This is a genomic window from Halomonas sp. IOP_6 (genome assembly GCF_021151565.1).
In the GTDB taxonomy this organism is placed as follows: Bacteria; Pseudomonadota; Gammaproteobacteria; order Pseudomonadales; family Halomonadaceae; genus Vreelandella; species Vreelandella alkaliphila.
Map to the genome: position 1 here is coordinate 1 of NZ_JAIRBO010000006.1, position 17,581 is coordinate 17,581.

Genomic DNA, 17,581 nt, shown 5'->3' on the forward strand with positions numbered 1-17,581 from the left:
TGAAGGGCCCAGCGAGACCAGCTGGTTGATAGGCACGGTGTGGAAGCGCTGCAAGGCGTTGAGCTAACGTGTACTAATGGCCCGTGAGGCTTGACCCTATAACACCCAAGGGGTCTGGTCGTAGTGATAATGAAAACCGGATACGCGCTTCCTGTCAGCGACAGGAGACGAGAGACGACACAAAACATCAGTGACATGTTCAGCATGATATGCATTAAAAGTTACGCCTGACGACCATAGCACGCGTGAACCACCTGATCCCATGCCGAACTCAGAAGTGAAACCGCTTAGCGCCGATGGTAGTGTGGGGTCTCCCCATGCGAGAGTAGGTCATCGTCAGGCACTTATTGAGAAACCCCGGCCATTTGGTCGGGGTTTTGCTTTTTAGGGGTCTCCCCTGGAGAGTAGCGGAACGCCGCCCGGATCATCGTCAGGCACTTATTTAACAAGAAACCCAGCCCATCGGCTGGGTTTTTTGTTTGCGCTATTGGTTATAGACTATTCGAAAAAATCCCCCAGGGCTGATGCCTTGGGGGATTTTTTGCCTAACATTTACCATTCGATAGGCTTGCCGGCCCAATCCCAGAAGCTGCCAGTATCTTCGGGGGTGCGTTTAGACATTACTTCCAATAGCTGTTCAGCGACGAAGTCAGGCGTAAATAGCTTTTCGCTGGGTACGCTAGCTTGGAAGGGTTTTGAAAGCGCTGTATCAGTGGTGCCTGGGTGCAGGCACAGCACAATAGACTGTTTGTTAAGTCGCGTTAGTTCGATGGAAAGTGTTTTCATCAGCATGTTGTGCGCTGCTTTGCTGGCCCGATAGCTGTACCAGCCGCCGTGACCGTTATCGCCAATGGATCCAACGCGCGCCGACAAGCTGGCGATAATAGCCGGATGTTTGCCTTGCAGAGATGATTTAAGTGCGGCAATCAGTAGGGCGGGCGTGGCGGCATTAACATGCATAACATGGGCGAATGATGCTTCATCTAACTGCTCTAAGCGTTTCTCAGGCTGAATATTACGCGCGACATCGTGCAGCGTGCCAATAGCATTAAATAGCAGGTGTACAGGACGTCCGTTTAACTGCTGGCAGAGAGCTTCACGCCCTGATTGTGTGGTGATATCGACGTTCGCCACCTCAACGGATGCGTCCTGAAAAGATGGGTCTTGAGAAGCAAGAGGTGAACGGCTTACGGCAACGACATTACCCACATGGGTATCGGCAAGCAGCCTCTTAATAATAGCGTTACCTATGCCGCCATTGGCACCGATGACAACAGCGGTAAAGTTTTCTGGAAGGTGGGAAAGCATTCTTTCGGCTCCAATTGTGAATATCAATGTTCACATTGAAGCTTCTTGTACAGGTTTTGTCTATGAATGTGCGGAAATACTAGGCAGATGCGTTAAAGCGACCTGGTTGGGCATTATTGCGCCCATTTGGCTTGTAGAGCGTTTTTTCAGCAATTTGGCGAATGTAATCCAGCATTTCCTGGTTATGCTTCATTCTAAGCGATAGCATTTGCCCAGTTAATTCGTTCATGCGTGATACGCGCTCGCTTTTTTCGAGCAAGTTTTCCCAGGTAAGCAAACAGTCTGCATCGTTAGCTGCTTGTTTGGCGCCAAGAGCACCTTCTGCATAGCCAAGCTTTGTTTGCACGCTTCGGCGCAGTGTTTCGATGCGTTCTAGCTCAACTAACAGCGCCTGTTTTTTCAGGGCTAAGGCAGAGAGGGCGTCACCGTCAATGCTGCCTTTAGTGAGCTGTGCTTGTTCATCTGAGAGCAGCAGTACTAATTCATCAAGGCGTTGCAATTGATCTGAGAGCAGTCGTGAAAGACCCATAATAGTTCGCTTATAAATCTTTTAAATTAGCAATTAAGCCATCAGCAATGCGATCCGCGCGAATCTCTAGCTTCCCTTCACGAATAGCTTCGCGAATTTCCTCAACTTTTGCCGTATCGATATCGTGTGAGCTATCCGTATGCGTTTGGCTAAGTTGCGTTGCTGAGCGTGTCGCGCTGTCTGCTTCGGCTGGCTTATTGCCGCCTATTTTCTGTGCTTCATCACGCTGCTGCGCCTGATTAGAACGTAGCAACGGATTAATGTTATCGATTTTCACGTTGTTTGCCTCATCGTCAACGTTGGTGCGGCATGCGCTGTATTACCTATTATCGGCCTGGGTAGTAAGGACTTTAGGCATTAGATTAAAAATCTATCATCAATGTTCCTTGGCCAATGACGCGTGCGGTAACTAGCTCCCGCGTATCAAAGCGCACACGAATACGCTCGCCTTGTGCACCATCAGACAAGGCCTCTCCTTCGCGTGACACTCGGAAACCAGTGCCCTCTGCTATGACAGTGACGCGCTGCCCTCGTTTCACCACTTGAGGCGCTTGAAGATAGTGGGACTGGAAAGTACTGCCGCTTCGAATAGGACGCTGCGCGATCATACCGATAATATCGTCTTGGTCGGTAAGTGCTTGGGCGGCTAGATCCCCAAGATTGCCTTCTCGTGATGTCAGCATATCACTCGTGATGAGCGTGCCCCTATCAATATCCTGCCCAGCCACGGCGTAACTACCAATGATATCAATTTGCGCTTGGATATACCGAACTTGACGACGATTTTCGCCACAGCGCACGCCGACTGAAATTCGCCCAATAGGGGATTGATTAGCATTCGGGAAAAAGGGTTCGGGTGCAATGCACTCAGGTAAATGTGCAGAAGGAGGTGAGATATCAATCATCACCTCCTGCCCAAGCGATTGAGATTCTTGATAAAGGAACTGCTGAACGGTATCCATCAGCAGTTGGTTATTCGCATGCGCGTGAAATGAAAAGCCAAGGCTGAGCAGTGATAGGCAGAGTATTTGCTTAAGAGTTGCCAGATAGGGTCGCGTTGGGCGCAGCGGGTGTGGCATGGGAGAGTCGCTCAATCGAAGGGAAGCAGATGGTAATCATCAACCGTGCAGTGTAGTGCAAAAGTACCCTGTGCATCATATGAAATGCTGGTGTAAACGGCAGCTGTTCCATGCTTTAGGCTGACGATGCGAAGCCTATTATTCATCATCAATAATATCCGTTTTAATTTGCCTCTCAGCGAACGAGGATTGGCATGATTGATCAGCTTGAATCTGCCTTTAACTATCACCAGCAGGCACTGGGCTTGCGTCAAGCGCGTCACGACGTGCTGGCAGCCAATATTGCCAATGCCGATACGCCTAACTATAAAGCGCGCGATCTCGACTTTGCCAGTGAGTTAAAGAAGGCTGTTGCAGGCAGTCAGCCACAGCAGCAGCAAAATGGCGCGCTGCCGCTCGCACGAACTTCAGAACGTCATCTGCAAGGTGAAGGCCCTGCATGGCGGGGTGTAGGCAGTGCAGAGCTGCTTTATCGCATCCCCGATCAGCCCAGCTTGGATGGCAACACGGTAGATATGGATCGTGAGCGGACACAGTTTGCAGACAATGCTGTTCGTTACCAAGCCGCACTAACCATCATGAATCGCCGAATTCAGGGCCTGAAAAACGCGATGCAGCCGGAATAACCGAGCGGTAGGAGAAAGTAATCTATGTCGATGTTTTCAGCCTTTGATATTGCTAGTTCTGCCATGAGCGCCCAGGCGCAGCGTATGAATGTTACCGCTAGCAATATGGCCAATGCCGACAGCATTGCAGGCCCTGATGGAGAGACCTATCGGGCCAAACAAGTAATGTTTGAAACCCAAGCGCACAATAATCGATATGGCGTCGGTGGTGTACGTGTCACTGAGGTAGTTGAAGACGACGCTCCGCTACGTCTGCAATATATGCCCAGCCATCCTGCTGCGGATGAAGAAGGCTATGTCGCCAAGCCCAATGTTGAACCCGTGCATGAAATGGTCAACATGATCTCGGCGTCGCGTTCCTATCAAGCCAACGTAGAAGTGTTCAACACAACGAAGCAGATGATGGTGCAGACGCTATCGCTGGGTGAGGGTTAATTATGAGTACAATCGACCCGGCAACACTTTCGGCAATTAATGGCGGCGGCAGTGCTTCCCAGTTAAAGCAGAGCGCATCAGATGAGTTGCGTAGCAGTTTTCTAACGCTGCTGATTACTCAGCTACAGAATCAAGATCCGCTGAATCCGATGGAAAATGCGGAAATGACCTCCCAGATTGCACAAATTAATACGGTAAGTGGGATTGAAGAGCTGAACACCACTTTACAAAGCATTACTAGCCAAATGGATGCCAACCAAGCACTGCAGGCAAGTGGCTTGATTGGCCAAGGCGTGATGGTGCCTGGCAACAAGGTCATGCTAGAGCAAGATAGTGAAGGAAAACCCTATACGACACCGTTTGGTATCGAGCTTGCTAAACCCGCCGACCAGCTTACCGCGGTGATTGTTGGCCAAGGTGGCGAAGTGATTAGGCGCTATAACTTGGGTGCGGTAGAAGCTGGTGTGCAGTCTTTCCAGTGGGACGGTAAAAACGAACAGGGCGAAGCCGCTGCCAGTGGCCGTTATACGGTTCAGCTAGAGGCTCAAGATGCTGAGGGTGAAACACTAGACTCAACCGCATTGAATTATGCGGTTGTTAATAGTGTGACCCCTAACGATGGTAGCGGAAATATTCAGCTGGATTTAGGGGCTGTTTACGGACAGGTTCAGTTGAATCAGATCAAACAAATTCTTTGATTTAGACGCCTAAATCACTCTCTAGGAGAATGTAATGAGCTTTTCTCAAGCTTTAAGTGGTTTAAATGCACAGTCTGAAAACTTAAAAATTCTAGGCAACAATATTGCCAACTCACAAACTGTGGGGTTTAAAAGTTCGGGTGCTATTTTTGCTGATGTTTTTGCTGGAGCAAACAGCCAAGTAGGCCTTGGTGTTAAAGTAGCTAATGTTCGTCAAGATTTTACTGCTGGTGATTTAGAGTCTACTGGACGTACGTTGGACCTTGCTGTGGCGGGCGAAGGCTTCTACCGCGTTGAGCAGTCAAGTGGAGAAGCCGCCTACACACGTAACGGCCAGTTTAGTCAAGATAATGAAGGTTTCCTGGTTAACTCTTCAGGCCAACGTCTCACAGGCTATGGGCTTTCTGATATCAATGATCCGTTTTCAGAAGTCATTGCTGGCGGCGCGCCTCAAGCATTGCGTATTCCCGCAGATGATATTCCTGCCCAAGAAACTGGGCGTACCACGGCTACTTATAATTTAGACGCCAGTGTTGTTGCTAACGAAAATCTACAAACGGCAGTGCTTTATGATCAGTTTGGTACTACTGATCCTGCCAATGAAGTAGAAGTGGAATATCACTTCTCTAATAGTTTTACGGTTTACGACTCTCTGGGTAATGCTCGAAATGTCTCTACGTATTATACCAAAACCGGGGATAACACCTGGAATGTTCAAGTCGCTAGGGATGGTGTTAAGTTAGATAATAGCAATGACTTTGAATTAACGTTTGACGCTAATGGCAATCTTGAAAGAGATGCCAATAACAATATTATTGGTGTTGATGGCGGTGAGGAAGTCAACTTTACTTTCCCCGCCGGCGATCTGGGCGGAGCTGAAGAGTTAGATTTTACTTTCAATTTAGTGGGTACTACTCAGTTTAACAACACATCGATCCAGAATACGTTGACGCAAGATGGTTACTCTTCAGGTAGCTTGGCGGGCTTAGAAATTACTCGCGATGGCAGAGTTATCCGTATCTTTACGAACGAACAGCGTCGTGATGCTGGCCAAGTAGTGTTGGCCAACTTTGCAAACGAAGAAGGTCTTCAGCCGATTGGTGATAATGCCTGGCGTGAAACCAATGCCTCTGGCGTTGGCATCATTGGAACAGCGGGCACTGGCGTTTTCGGCACTATTGAGTCGGGCGTGCTTGAAAACTCTAACGTTGATCTGGCGAAGCAACTGGTTGACACGATTGTTTCCCAGAGAGCCTACCAAGCGAACTCAACGTCTATCAGCACCCAGGACGAGCTCCTGCAGACCATTATTAACCTGTAGTCACTCGTGATAATGGCGTGATGCTGCGCTAAGGAGTCAGTTGTGGATCGTATGCTATACACCGCCATGAGCGGCGCCAAACACACAATGGACCAGCAGGCAGTGGTTAGCAATAACCTGTCGAATGTGTCTACCGCAGGCTTTCGCGCTCAGTTGCAAGCTGCGCGTTCAGTCCCGGTAGAGGGCGCTGGGCTACTCGACACGCGGGTATCGGCGGTGACGACCACCCCAGGCACCGATTTTTCGCAGGGCCCTATTGAACGTACGGGTCGAACCCTCGATATCGCGATGCAGGATGATGCCTGGATGGCGGTGCTCGGCGAGGACGGCACTGAGGCGTACACCCGCCGGGGTGACCTGCAGTTGGATAGTGATGGCGTACTGCTTAGTGTTGGGCGCCCGGTAATGGGGGAAGGTGGCCCCATTGCCTTGCCCCAAGGCGCGCAAGTATCCATTGGTGCGGACGGCACCATCAGTGCTATTCCCCAGGGTGAGGGGCCTGCGGCACTGGTTGATGTCGGCCGCATCAAGCTAGTCACGCCCGATGAACAGGCGTTGACGCGCGGTGAAGATGGCCTGTTTCGCGGGCCTGTGAATGAGGAAGGCGTCGCCGCCGTGCTTCCCGGTGATGAAGATGCCCGAATTGTCAGTGGTGCACTAGAGGGCAGTAACGTCAGTGCCGTAGATGCCATGGTGTCTATGATTGATGTTGCCCGCCGTTACGACATGCAAATGAAAATGCTCAGCACGGCGGACGAGAATGCTCAGCGCGCTAACAGCATTTTATCTATTCAGGGCTGATAGCAGCCACTCAGCCAAGGGAACACGCTTATGATTAAGTCCTTGTGGACGGCCAAGACGGGACTGGAGTCTCAGCAAACCAAACTAGATGTTATTTCCAATAACCTAGCGAACGTGAGCACAAACGGGTTTAAACGTTCCCGTCCTGTATTTGAAGATCTGCTCTATCAAAATATGCGCCAGCCCGGAGCGCAAAATAATATTCAGGATCGCCTGCCTTCTGGCATGCAAATAGGTACCGGTGTGCGTGCGGTGGCGACTGAACGCCTGCATACCCAAGGCGGTCTTGAAGAAACCAGTAACTCCCGCGATCTGGCGATCAGTGGAGAAGGCTTTTTCCAAGTGTTATTGCCTGATGGCACCGTTGGCTACACCCGCGACGGCAGCTTTCAGCTCAATGAAAACGGCCAAATGGTGACCGCCAATGGTTACCCATTAGAGCCTGCCATTTTTGTTCCTGCTAACGCGTTGTCGGTCACGATTGGTGAAGATGGTACGGTCAGCGTACGCCAACCTGGTATCGCTCAAGATGCCGATATTGGCCAGATCAATGTGGCATCGTTTATTAATCCAGCAGGCCTGGAGAGCGTTGGCGGTAACTTGTACTTGGAAACCGGTGCCTCGGGCGCGCCCAACCAAAATGTCCCCGGTAATAACGGTGCTGGCAGGTTATTCCAAGGCTATGTAGAAACCTCAAACGTGAATGTGGTTGAGGAGATGGTCAATATGATTCAAACCCAACGCGCCTACGAAATTAATAGTAAGGCGGTATCGACCAGCGACGAAATGTTAGCGCGCTTGAGTCAGCTCTAACGTTATTGATGAATAGGGCTTACTAAATCGGGCTTACTAACAGGTCGCATTATGTTGGATTTACACGCTGCTTCACGTCGTTTTTTGTTAGTTGGCCTTGCGCTGTTTATTTTATTTGCGGCTGGTTGCGCGCAAATTCCGCGAGCCTCGGTGGTGGGTGAGCAAGAGCAAATTACGATTGTGGATCGACCGCCGCCAATCGCCAATGGCTCTATTTATCAAGCGCGCCGCGGTTATCAGCCGCTATTTGAAGATCGCCGCCCGCGATCTATAGGCGATATTTTGACTATTGTGCTTGATGAAGAGGTGAGTGCTAGCAAAAATGCCCGATCCAATGCAGATCGTTCGGGTAATGCCAGCTTAGAGCTTGCGCAACTGCCCGATGTGCTGGACACGTTGGCCGAGTATGGTTTCGATGTATCGGGGGCGAGTGACTTTGCGGGGGGCGGCGGGTCCCAGGCCAACAATACCTTCACGGGCACGATCACCGTGTCGGTATTGGAAGTGATGAATAACGGCAACTTGCGGGTACGCGGCGAAAAGCAGATCGCGATTAATCAGGGAACGGAGTTCATTCGTTTTTCTGGTGTGGTTAACCCACGCACGATTACCGCGCAAAACACTGTGCCTTCAACCCAAGTGGCAGACGCAAGAATTGAGTATGTGGGTGATGGCTATATCAATGAGGCTCAGCACATGGGCTGGTTACAGCGTTTTTTCTTAAATGTATCGCCGTTTTAAGTTAGTCACTCGGCCTGCTAACAGAGACCTATCATGGCTATGCAGTTAAACCGTTATCGTGGTGTTAAGCACTGGCTACGTTGTGTCGCTATGTTCACGGCACTCTTTGCCGTTAGTTGTGTACTGGCAATGCCTGCCGCAGCGGAACGGGTGCGTGAACTATCAAGCTTTGCCGGGGTGCGCGATAACCAGTTGGTTGGCTACGGCTTGGTCGTGGGGCTGGATAGCACCGGCGACCAAACCACCCAGGCGCCGTTTACCAGCCAAAGCTTGACGAACATGCTCTCGCAGTTAGGCGTTACGGTGCCGGCAGGTACTAACTTACAGCTGCGCAACGTTGCTGCGGTCATGGTCACCGCTGACTTACCGCCGTTCTCACGCCCAGGTCAGCGCTTGGATATCGTGGTGTCTTCGATTGCCAACGCTCGCAGCTTACGTGGCGGAACGCTATTAATGACCCCACTGAAAGGTGCCGATGGTGATACCTATGCCATCGCTCAGGGCAACATGCTGGTGGGTGGCGCAGGCGCTCAAGCAGGCGGCAGCAGTGTCCAGATCAATCAGCAAGCATCCGGCCGCATTCCTAATGGGGCGTTGGTTGAGCGGGAAGTGCCGCTAAATCTTGGCGGTAACGGCGGACGATTAGAGTTACAGCTTAATGAGTCAGATTTTGGCACGGTACAACGCATGGTAACGGCCATTAATAACGAATTTGGCCAGTCGGTAGCGTATGCGCGCAATGGGCGGGTGATCGCACTTGATGGCCCGATGGATGAAAACGCCCGGGTTAACTTTATGGCACGTGTAGAAAATGTGCAGGTGACACCCATGGAGGCGCCCGCGCGGGTCGTACTCAATGCGCGGACGGGGTCCGTCGTCATGAATAGCGCTGTCACCCTACGCCAAGCAGCCGTTGCCCACGGCAACCTCTCGATCATGATTGATACCCAGTTTGGGGTTAGCCAGCCAGCTCCCTTTGGTGAGGGTGAAACGGTGGTTGTGCCCAATACGGATATTGAAATTGAACAGCAGGAAGCATTTCTACAAATCGTAGAAGGTGCCCAATTGAATGAAGTGGTCAATGCACTCAATGCCTTGGGAGCCACACCGCAAGATTTAATGTCGATTCTTGAAGCGTTGAAGGCCTCCGGATCGCTTCGCGCAGAGCTTGAGGTTATTTAAATGAGCATTGGCGATATGACCAGCCAATTCGCGCTGGACATGAACGGCTTTCAGCGCCTGCAGCACAACGCCCGAGTAGATCCTGATGCCGGTGTGCACGGCGCTGCACAGCAGTTTGAAGCCCTGTTTGTGCAGATGATGATGAAAAGCATGCGCGATGCTACTCCTTCTTCAGGTTTGTTGAGCAGTTCGACAACCGATACTTACCAGCAGATGCTGGATCAGCAGTGGTCGCAAGTGATCTCGTCTAAAGGTATGGGATTGGCGGATATGCTGGTGGAACAGCTGCAGCGCCAAGGAGCGGTCAATCATAAGCCAGATAGTGCTGACCAAGAACTGCAAGCGCTGATTGCGGGCATACCACGTGGTACCCCAAGGGTGTTGGATGAGCCACTGCAGCCGAATCGCGGTGGTTATGCGCCAGCATCGGGTAATGGGCGGTTCTTAGCTGAACTAGACGCGATTAGCCAACAGCCAGCCGCTGAAAGCAATGCCAGCATGGCATCGACAGCTGCCTCCTCAGCTACGCCCACTTCCGCCGCGACACCTGCCAGTTTTAGCCAGGCACCAGATCACGTTCAGCGCTTCTTAACGACGTTAGCGGCTCCAGCCCAGGCTGCTAGTGATGCCACCGGTGTGCCAGCTGAGCTTATTTTGGCACAAGCAGCGTTGGAAACAGGCTGGGGACGCCATGAAATTGCCACGCAACACGGCGGCAATAGCCACAACTTGTTTGGTATTAAGGCGGGCAGTCACTGGCAGGGCAAGACGACCGATATCGTCACCCATGAGTATATTGATGGCCGTCGTACCCAGGTCGTGGACTCTTTCCGCGTCTATGACTCGTTTGAGCATGCGTTCACCGACTATGCCAATTTGATCGGCAACAATCCGCGCTACGCGGGCGTCGTGCAGGCCGCTGATGCGCAACAAGCCGCCCATGAACTACAGCGGGGCGGTTATGCGACGGACCCACACTATGCCAATAAACTAGTTGCCGTCATGAATACCATGGGGCCGATCGCAACGGGGCGCGATTTTCTCGCAGATTCCCGTTAACGTGTGATTCAAGTTTTTCTGCGCACTGCCGATAGACATCTTATCGGCCTAAGGAATTGACCATGAGCATGTTTTCAATCGGCTTAAGCGGCCTTAATGCGGCGCAGAATGCCCTCAGTACTACCAGCAACAATATCAGTAACGTTTATACGCCTGGGTATAATCGTGAGCTGGCTCAGCTTGGCCAAGGGTCTGTGGGAGGCGGCGTTAAGATCAACAGTATCGAGCGCCAGTTTAATACGTATGTCTCGAGCCAGCTTAACAGCGCCAAGACCCAATCAAGCGCACTGGCGACTTACCACAACCAAGTCACCCAAATTGATAACTTGCTTGCGGATCGAGAAGCGGGCTTGTCGCCGTTAATGCAGTCGTTTTTCTCCTCTTTGGAAGATTTGGCCAGTGCGCCAGCGGACCCTGCTGCTCGCCAAGGCGTTGTTGGCTCGGCCAATACACTCAGCGCCCAATTCCGCTCTTTTGACGGTTATCTGCAAGATATGCAGAGCAATATTAATAGCCAAGTCAAAGATGAAGTTATTCAGATAAATAACACGACTGAACAAATTGCCGGCCTGAATCGCGAAATTGCGCTTGCCCGTGCACGTAGCGGCGAAGCGCCCAATAGCCTGTTGAACCAGCGCGATCATTTGATTTCTGAGCTCAATGAACGCATGGATATACGCCTAAATATACAGGATGGGAAAAGCTACAACCTCAGTTTGCCGAATGGTCAGCCGTTAGTAACGGGGACCAGCGCGTTTAAGCTTGAAGCTGTGCAATCAGGCGCTGACCCACAGCGTACCGTGGTGGCTTATCGTGATGGTGGAGGTGGCGTAACTCAGTTGGGAGAGTCAGCGATTAAAGGCGGCGCCCTGGGTGGTCTGATGACATTCCGTTCAGAAACGCTGGATAAAACTCAGAACCAAATTGGCCAGCTGGCGGTTTCTCTTTCAGTGGCGTTTAACGAGCAGCACAAGCAGGGTGTCGATCTGGATGGCGAGCAAGGTGGCGATTTTTTTGCCGTGCGTGCTCCCCAAACGTTTAGCCATGAGAAGAACAGTGGCACAGCCGTCATTGAGTCTGCCGAGTTTGATATCGACACGATTGACCAGCTGCGCGCGACGGATTACACCGTTCGCTTTGAAGATGGTGCTCCAACCGTTGCGCGTAACGATAACGGAGCAACAGTAGATGATGTTGACTGGGACGCGGGAACGGGTGCGCTAACGTTTGGTGGCGTAGCACTTACGATTAGCGGCACGCCTAACAATGGTGACCGTTTTGAAGTGCAGCCGGTGCGCCGGGGCGCAAGTGACATGGATGTCACCATCAAAGAGCTAGACCGTATCGCTGCTGGTACACCAGTGAATCCTGAAGACGACCCTGCCGACTGGGTAGCGACGGGTGCAGGTGATAACCGCAATGCTTTGGCATTACAGGACTTACAGCAAAAAGCCATCGTGGGTGGTAGTGCATCGGTGAGCGGCGCATATGGCGTCATTGTTAGCGATGTGGGTAACCGTACCAATATTACCCAGGTGAATTTAGATGCTCGACAAGGGTTAACTGATCAATTGAAAGCAGTGCAGCAATCTGAGTCAGGCGTCAATCTTGATGAAGAAGCGGCTAACTTGATTCGCTATCAGCAGTATTACCAAGCGAATGCGCGCGTGATTGATACCGCGGGTGCCATTATGGACACCATCTTGAATCTACGGAACTAATAAGGAGCTTAGGCGATGCGTATTAGTACGGTCACCATGTTTGAGCAGAGCACGGCTTCTATTAACCGTCAGCAAAGTGACTTTTTGAAAGTTAGTCAGCAAATTGCCAGTGGCCGTCGCGTGGTTAATCCTTCCGATGATCCGCAGGCAGCATCACGCGCTGTCGGCGTTGATCAATCCAGAGCGATGAACCAGCAGTTTTCAGACTCTCGGGTTTCGGCACGAAATTCACTGTCGCAAACAGAGAGCATTCTTAACAGTGTCAGTGATGCCGTTACTAGTGCTAAAACGCTGTTGATTCAAGCCTCTAGCGATACGCTAAGCGATGTGGATCGTGAGTCCATTGCCAGTGATCTAAAAGGCATTTACGAAACGATGCTGGGGCAGGCGAATGCCACTGATGGCAATGGCCGCTACTTATTCGGCGGCTATAAAGATAACGCCCCGCCGTTTGTTAAATCGGCAGACGGCAATGTGGAATATAACGGTGATAACAGTTCACGCCTGCAGCGTGTCGATGCCTCGCGTTTGATGCCCGTTGCTGAAAATGGCGCCACGATTTTTCAGGGCGTCCCCAGCGGTGCTGGCTATATCGCTGAAGCCAATGCAGGAAACCAGGGGGGCGTTACCTTCAATGGTCCTCAGCTTACGGATGTTAACGATCCAGGCTATGGCGACAGCTACCGTGTCGTGTTCAGTGAAGATGCAGCGCTGGATAGCGGCATCAGCTATCAAGTGCAACGTTTTAGCGACGGCGCCTGGCAGGAAGACGCTGCTGATTTGGTGGCTAGTGGTGAATATGTCGGCGACGGTCAGCAGCTTAGTTTTGGTGGGATTAATGTCACACTTACCGGCAGCGCCGAGCCTGATGATGAAATCCTGATTGCCCAGGCGGGCAGTGAGCAGCGTGGTGCGGATCTGTTTCGCACCATGGAAGCAGCAATTAGCGTACTAGAAACGCCTGCCCAAAGCACCGCGGAAAAAGCGGCGCTGCGCAATACGCTTAATACGTCGATGCGTGATCTTGATAATGCGCTCGATAACGTGCTGACCGTTCGTGCTTCTGCGGGTGCTCGGCTGAATGAGCTGGATGTGATTGATGCGGTAGGCAGCAACCGAAAGCTTAACTATGAGCAAACTCTGTCTGACTTGGTCGATTTGGATTACGCCGAAGCGATTTCTGAATATAGTCTGCGGCAAGTAGGCCTTCAGGCGGCTCAGAAAGCATTCGTCGATATTAGAGGCATGTCGTTGTTTGACTATATGTAAAACGGCCACTCTTTAGTAACTCATGAGGTCGCATTAAAAAAGGCCCCAACCTCTAGCGGTAAGCTTAGGGTTGGGGCCTTTTTGCTGGTGCGCTTTGAACATTAGCCTAACGGCGCCATGGTCTCGATCAAGCTCTGCATAAATGCCAGGCCCTGGCTAAAGAGCTGTTGTAAAAAGCGGCCGATATCTGTCATTAACACCATCAACAGGATAAGCCCAACGGTTAATGAGGCGGGGAAGCCGATATTGAATACCGTCAGCTGTGGCGCTGAGCGGTTGAGAATGCCGAGCGCTAAGTTAATGATCAACAGTGAACCGACCAGCGGTAGCGCAAGCAGCATACCGGAAGCAAAAATAGTTCCCGCATAGCGCGCCAGCAGCTCAAATGCATTCGGGTTTAAGGCTCCAATGCCGATGGGTAGCGTTTCAAAACTCATTATCAATGTTTCTAACACCATCAGGTGGCCATTCATGGCAAGAAACATCAACAGCGTAATCATATAAAGGATACGCGATAGCACCATGATATTGGTGCCGCTCGACATATCGAAAAAGCTGGCAAACGCCAAGCCCATCTGCAAGCCGATAAACTCCCCGGCAGCCTGAACCACGGCGAAAATAATATGCATGACTAAGCCAATAGCAACGCCTATCAGCAACTGCTCAATCATGATACCTACGCTTGCCCACGACACGATGGGAACATCAGGCATGGCAGGCAATATAGGGGCAATGACAATAGCAATGATAGCCGCCAGCGCCACCTTGGCCTGATTCGGAACGCTGGAATGGCCCCATAGAGGCGAGGCCGCCATAAAGGCAGTAATACGTGCAAATGGCCAAAAGAAAGCCACTAACCACGCCTGTAGCTGGGCGAACGTCACCTCCACCATAGCGTTACATCACCATGCTGGGAATATTGGAGAAGAGGCGATGCGTGAAATCGGTGATCAAACCAATTAGCCAGGGCCCGGCAAGTACTAGGACGGCAAAGACGGCTAATATTTTGGGAATGAAGGTCAGTGTCATTTCATTTATTTGGGTCGCTGCCTGGAACAAGCTAATGATAAGGCCGGTGAAAAGGGCAGCCAGCAGCATAGGGCCTGCAAGAAAAAGCGTTACCCGCATGCCTTGGTAAGCAATGCTCATCACCATTTCTGGGGTCATGGATACTCCTGGTCGCTGAACGCGACGCTCAAATCATGTAAAAGCTTTCTGCTAGCGAGCCAATAATCAACTGCCAGCCATCAACCAATACAAACAGCATGAGCTTAAAGGGCAGTGAAATCGTGATCGGTGGCACCATCATCATGCCGAGTGCCATCAGTGTGCTTGCAACCACTAAGTCGATAATCAGAAAGGGAATAAAAATAGTAAAACCAATCTGAAATGCAGTTTTGAGCTCACTGGTGACAAAGGCAGGCAGTAAGACCCGCATAGGCAGCTCTTCGGGGCCTTGCATCGGACCTACATCTGCTAAACGAACAAACAGGGCTAAATCAGGCTCGCGGGTTTGGGCGAGCATGAATTCACGAAACGGTTGCTGAGCGCGCAGTAAGAACTCTTCAAAATTGATCGTTTCATTAGTGAGCGGCATCCAAGCGGTGTCGTACACTTGGTTTAAAACAGGCGACATAATAAAAAACGTCAAGAAAAGCGCGATACCCAATAAAACCTGGTTTGGTGGTGTTGCCTGGGTACCCATGGCTGTTCTAAGCAAGCTAAGTACAATAATGATGCGCGTAAAACTGGTCATCATGAGTAGCATGGCTGGCAAAAAAGCCAGAGAGCTTAAAAATAGCAGCGTTTGTAACGACAGCGACCACTGCTGACCACCATTATCCAAAGGCTGAGAAACCAGCCCAGGAAGCTGCTGTGCATGAGCAGGTAGAACAAATAAGCAGCAGACGATCGTGGCAAGTATTAGCCACCAACGCCGCCCATAAGGCCAAGCGAAGTGCATCTCGAATCTCATGGTGTGTGGTTTGAATCAGAGGCGGTAGGGGGCTGGTGATCGTGCTTGCTCCGGCTGGTGGCAATTGCCTGGGCTAAACGCTGAGAAAAACGCGAAGGAGCCTCGGCGGGCGACGCAGTGGAGCGATCCGTCGGCGCAGGGCGTTCATGCAGTTTCGTTATTCGCCCATTGCTAACGCCGACGACCAGCCAAGTGTCCTCAATCTCAACCACGACAATACGCTCGCGATTGCCTACCGCGGTGTTGCCCACAATTTTTAAGTGGGCACCATGATGATGACGGGCGGTTTGCCAGCGTTTCAGCACCGCTGTGCACAGCAGAATAATGGCAATGACCAGAGCGAGTGCCGCTGCTGTTTTGCCGAGTGCTGCCATGCCTATTAAGGCATCACCGCTGCCGCTTATGGCATCAAGTGAGGAGCTTGATGAAGAAGAGGAAGCGACGCTCATCGGTTGAGTTTATGAATGCGCTCAGAGGGGGTAATAATCTCTGTGATGCGAATGCCGTATTTATCATCCACCACAACCACTTCCCCTTGGGCGATTAAATAGCCATTGATCAAAATATCCATGGGCTCGCCAGCGAGACCTTCCAACTCAATCACCGACCCCTGGGCAAGTTCAAGCAGTTGCTTGATGGTCAGCTTGGTACGGCCTAACTCCACCGTCAGCTTGACCGGGATATCCATGATCATTTCCAAGTCGCGAGACTCGGCATGGCCACTTTCAGCGCTTAACGGACGAAATACTTCATCGCTTGCTGGTTTAGCAACAGGCGCTTCTGGCTCAGCTTCGCTGCTTAAGGCATCTGCTTCCTCAGCGGCTTCTTGCTCGGCCATGGCCGCTGCCCATGGGTCTTCTTCACCTGCGGCATCGGCACTTGAACTGGGTTCTTCTTGCTCAGACATGGCGTCCGCCCAATCATCATCAGAGACCTTTTGATCGGGTTTATTTGGATCAGTCATGCTTTGGGTTCCTTGGCTTTCTGTCGCGTTGAACCTTTAATAAAGTCCTTGGACGATAGGTTATTCATAGCGGCATGGTCGATCATACGTAGCACGCGTAATGCACGTTGCTGCTGTTGGCTCCCGTACTCGCACTCCATCACCGGGACACCGTCGACACGAGCGGTGATCGTATTGGGAATATCCATGGGCAATACATCGCCCTTTTTAAGCCCCATTACGTGGGCAATGCGGCTGGGTATTTGGGCAAATTCAGCGACTAACTCAACTTCTGATTGGCGAAGTTCGTTCGCCATGCGCCGTGACCATGTGCCATCGTGGTCATGGTTGCTGTCATTAATCGGGTTGGCGAGCAAATCCCTAAGCGGTTCAATCATGGCGTAGGGCATGCAAATCTGGAAGTTGCTCGACAGGTTGCCCACTTCAATATTGAACTTGGTGTTCACCACAATCTCGTTGGGCGAGTTGGTGATGTTGGCAAATTTGGATTGCACTTCGGAGCGTAAAAAAAACACTTCTAGCGGATAAACAACCTTCCACGCCTCTTGGTAGGCATCAATGGCCAAGTTGAGCAGGCGTTGGATAATACGCTGCTCGGTATTGGTGAATTCACGGCCATCCGATTTCGTCACGAAACGACCATCGCCACCAAACAGGTTATCCACCACCATAAACACCAGGTTAGGTGGAAAGACCACCAGGGCCGATCCGCGCAGCGGCTTCATTGATACAAGGTTCAAGTTAGTGGGTACTGGAACATTGCGCGAAAAGTCGCTAAAGCTCTGGTAACGCACCGACTCAACGGTGATATCGGCACTGCGCCGTATCAAGTTGAATAGACCATTGCGGAAGTAGCGTGCAAAACGCTCATTAATAAAGTCTAACGCGTGCAAGCGCTCACGAATCACTCGATGCTGTGTCGCGGGATCGTAGGGGCGAACGCGCACTTCCTCTTGTGTGGACGATGACGGAGCAGCAGGCTCATCATCTCCACTGACGCCCTTTAGTAAGGCATCAATTTCTTCCTGGGACAGTAGATCGTCCTGTGACATGAACGGCT

Annotated in this window: 21 protein-coding genes and 2 rRNA genes; 13 read left to right on the forward strand and 10 right to left on the reverse strand. The window is 51.3% G+C overall.

Annotated features, from left to right (window positions below):
* Nucleotides 1–98, forward strand: a 23S ribosomal RNA gene (locus K7H08_RS11980); the annotation flags it as partial.
* Between the two features lie 128 nt (nt 99–226).
* Nucleotides 227–342, forward strand: a 5S ribosomal RNA gene (rrf, locus tag K7H08_RS11985).
* Nucleotides 343–552: 210 nt separating this feature from the next.
* On the opposite strand, the gene K7H08_RS11990 is transcribed toward rrf, so the two are convergent.
* The 4 genes from K7H08_RS11990 to flgA form a co-directional block, all read right to left on the reverse strand.
* Nucleotides 553–1,308: an SDR family NAD(P)-dependent oxidoreductase gene (locus K7H08_RS11990; RefSeq protein ID WP_038480112.1), complete on the reverse strand. Its 756-nt coding sequence runs from the start codon at nt 1,306–1,308 to the stop codon at nt 553–555.
* 79 nt (nt 1,309–1,387) lie between these two features.
* A complete protein-coding gene (locus K7H08_RS11995; RefSeq protein WP_038480115.1) occupies nt 1,388–1,837 on the reverse strand; it encodes a flagella synthesis protein FlgN in 450 nt (149 codons plus the stop codon).
* A 10-nt stretch (nt 1,838–1,847) separates the two neighbouring features.
* Nucleotides 1,848–2,114 carry a flagellar biosynthesis anti-sigma factor FlgM gene (gene flgM, locus K7H08_RS12000; RefSeq protein ID WP_038480118.1) on the reverse strand — a complete coding sequence of 89 codons (267 nt, stop codon included), beginning with the start codon at nt 2,112–2,114 and terminating at the stop codon, nt 1,848–1,850.
* An 85-nt stretch (nt 2,115–2,199) separates the two neighbouring features.
* Nucleotides 2,200–2,916, reverse strand: a complete 717-nt coding sequence (gene flgA / locus K7H08_RS12005) for a flagellar basal body P-ring formation chaperone FlgA (RefSeq protein WP_051626404.1) — start codon at nt 2,914–2,916, stop codon at nt 2,200–2,202.
* A gap of 194 nt (nt 2,917–3,110) precedes the next feature.
* Between flgA and flgB the strand changes: the two genes are divergently transcribed.
* The 11 genes from flgB (at nt 3,111) to flgL (ending at nt 13,582) form a co-directional block, all read left to right on the forward strand.
* Nucleotides 3,111–3,542 (forward strand): flagellar basal body rod protein FlgB, encoded by a 432-nt coding sequence (gene flgB / locus K7H08_RS12010; RefSeq protein ID WP_038480121.1) that lies wholly within the window; start codon nt 3,111–3,113, stop codon nt 3,540–3,542.
* A gap of 24 nt (nt 3,543–3,566) precedes the next feature.
* The gene (flgC, locus tag K7H08_RS12015; protein WP_231658093.1) at nt 3,567–3,977 is read left to right on the forward strand and encodes a flagellar basal body rod protein FlgC; all 411 of its coding nucleotides are present in this window, start codon (nt 3,567–3,569) and stop codon (nt 3,975–3,977) included.
* A 2-nt stretch (nt 3,978–3,979) separates the two neighbouring features.
* Nucleotides 3,980–4,675, forward strand: a complete 696-nt coding sequence (locus K7H08_RS12020; protein WP_038480127.1) for a flagellar hook assembly protein FlgD — start codon at nt 3,980–3,982, stop codon at nt 4,673–4,675.
* 34 nt (nt 4,676–4,709) lie between these two features.
* Nucleotides 4,710–5,996: a flagellar hook protein FlgE gene (flgE, locus tag K7H08_RS12025; protein ID WP_038480130.1), complete on the forward strand. Its 1,287-nt coding sequence runs from the start codon at nt 4,710–4,712 to the stop codon at nt 5,994–5,996.
* A gap of 42 nt (nt 5,997–6,038) precedes the next feature.
* Nucleotides 6,039–6,797 carry a flagellar basal-body rod protein FlgF gene (gene flgF, locus K7H08_RS12030; RefSeq protein ID WP_095604325.1) on the forward strand — a complete coding sequence of 253 codons (759 nt, stop codon included), beginning with the start codon at nt 6,039–6,041 and terminating at the stop codon, nt 6,795–6,797.
* Nucleotides 6,798–6,827: 30 nt separating this feature from the next.
* A complete protein-coding gene (gene flgG, locus K7H08_RS12035; protein ID WP_038480136.1) occupies nt 6,828–7,610 on the forward strand; it encodes a flagellar basal-body rod protein FlgG in 783 nt (260 codons plus the stop codon).
* 51 nt (nt 7,611–7,661) lie between these two features.
* Complete coding sequence (locus tag K7H08_RS12040) at nt 7,662–8,351, forward strand: flagellar basal body L-ring protein FlgH (protein ID WP_038480139.1); 690 nt, start codon at nt 7,662–7,664, stop codon at nt 8,349–8,351.
* A gap of 90 nt (nt 8,352–8,441) precedes the next feature.
* Entirely contained in the window at nt 8,442–9,533 is a 1,092-nt protein-coding gene (locus tag K7H08_RS12045; protein ID WP_174412728.1) for a flagellar basal body P-ring protein FlgI, read from the forward strand.
* Nucleotides 9,534–10,592, forward strand: a complete 1,059-nt coding sequence (gene flgJ, locus K7H08_RS12050; protein ID WP_231658095.1) for a flagellar assembly peptidoglycan hydrolase FlgJ — start codon at nt 9,534–9,536, stop codon at nt 10,590–10,592.
* Nucleotides 10,593–10,654: 62 nt separating this feature from the next.
* On the forward strand, nt 10,655–12,313 hold the full coding sequence (flgK, locus tag K7H08_RS12055) for a flagellar hook-associated protein FlgK (protein WP_231658096.1): 1,659 nt from the start codon (nt 10,655–10,657) through the stop codon (nt 12,311–12,313).
* A gap of 15 nt (nt 12,314–12,328) precedes the next feature.
* A complete protein-coding gene (gene flgL / locus K7H08_RS12060) occupies nt 12,329–13,582 on the forward strand; it encodes a flagellar hook-associated protein FlgL (protein ID WP_083000298.1) in 1,254 nt (417 codons plus the stop codon).
* 101 nt (nt 13,583–13,683) lie between these two features.
* Here flgL and fliR read toward each other — a convergent pair whose 3' ends face one another.
* From fliR to fliM, 6 genes are read right to left on the reverse strand one after another with little or no spacing between them, the layout of a single operon-like run.
* Nucleotides 13,684–14,475: a flagellar biosynthetic protein FliR gene (fliR, locus tag K7H08_RS12065; protein WP_120385965.1), complete on the reverse strand. Its 792-nt coding sequence runs from the start codon at nt 14,473–14,475 to the stop codon at nt 13,684–13,686.
* A gap of 4 nt (nt 14,476–14,479) precedes the next feature.
* On the reverse strand, nt 14,480–14,749 hold the full coding sequence (gene fliQ, locus K7H08_RS12070) for a flagellar biosynthesis protein FliQ (protein ID WP_038480153.1): 270 nt from the start codon (nt 14,747–14,749) through the stop codon (nt 14,480–14,482).
* A gap of 28 nt (nt 14,750–14,777) precedes the next feature.
* Nucleotides 14,778–15,545, reverse strand: coding sequence for a flagellar type III secretion system pore protein FliP (gene fliP, locus K7H08_RS12075; protein ID WP_038480156.1), 768 nt, complete (start codon nt 15,543–15,545; stop codon nt 14,778–14,780).
* Nucleotides 15,546–15,553: 8 nt separating this feature from the next.
* Nucleotides 15,554–16,006, reverse strand: coding sequence for a flagellar biosynthetic protein FliO (gene fliO / locus K7H08_RS12080; RefSeq protein ID WP_120385964.1), 453 nt, complete (start codon nt 16,004–16,006; stop codon nt 15,554–15,556).
* Nucleotides 16,003–16,521 (reverse strand): flagellar motor switch protein FliN, encoded by a 519-nt coding sequence (fliN, locus tag K7H08_RS12085; RefSeq protein ID WP_231658097.1) that lies wholly within the window; start codon nt 16,519–16,521, stop codon nt 16,003–16,005. The genes fliO and fliN overlap by 4 nt, the downstream gene beginning before the upstream one ends.
* Nucleotides 16,518–17,573 (reverse strand): flagellar motor switch protein FliM, encoded by a 1,056-nt coding sequence (gene fliM, locus K7H08_RS12090; RefSeq protein ID WP_038480163.1) that lies wholly within the window; start codon nt 17,571–17,573, stop codon nt 16,518–16,520. Before fliM ends, fliN begins: the two co-directional genes overlap by 4 nt.
* Nucleotides 17,574–17,581: the final 8 nt, after the last annotated feature.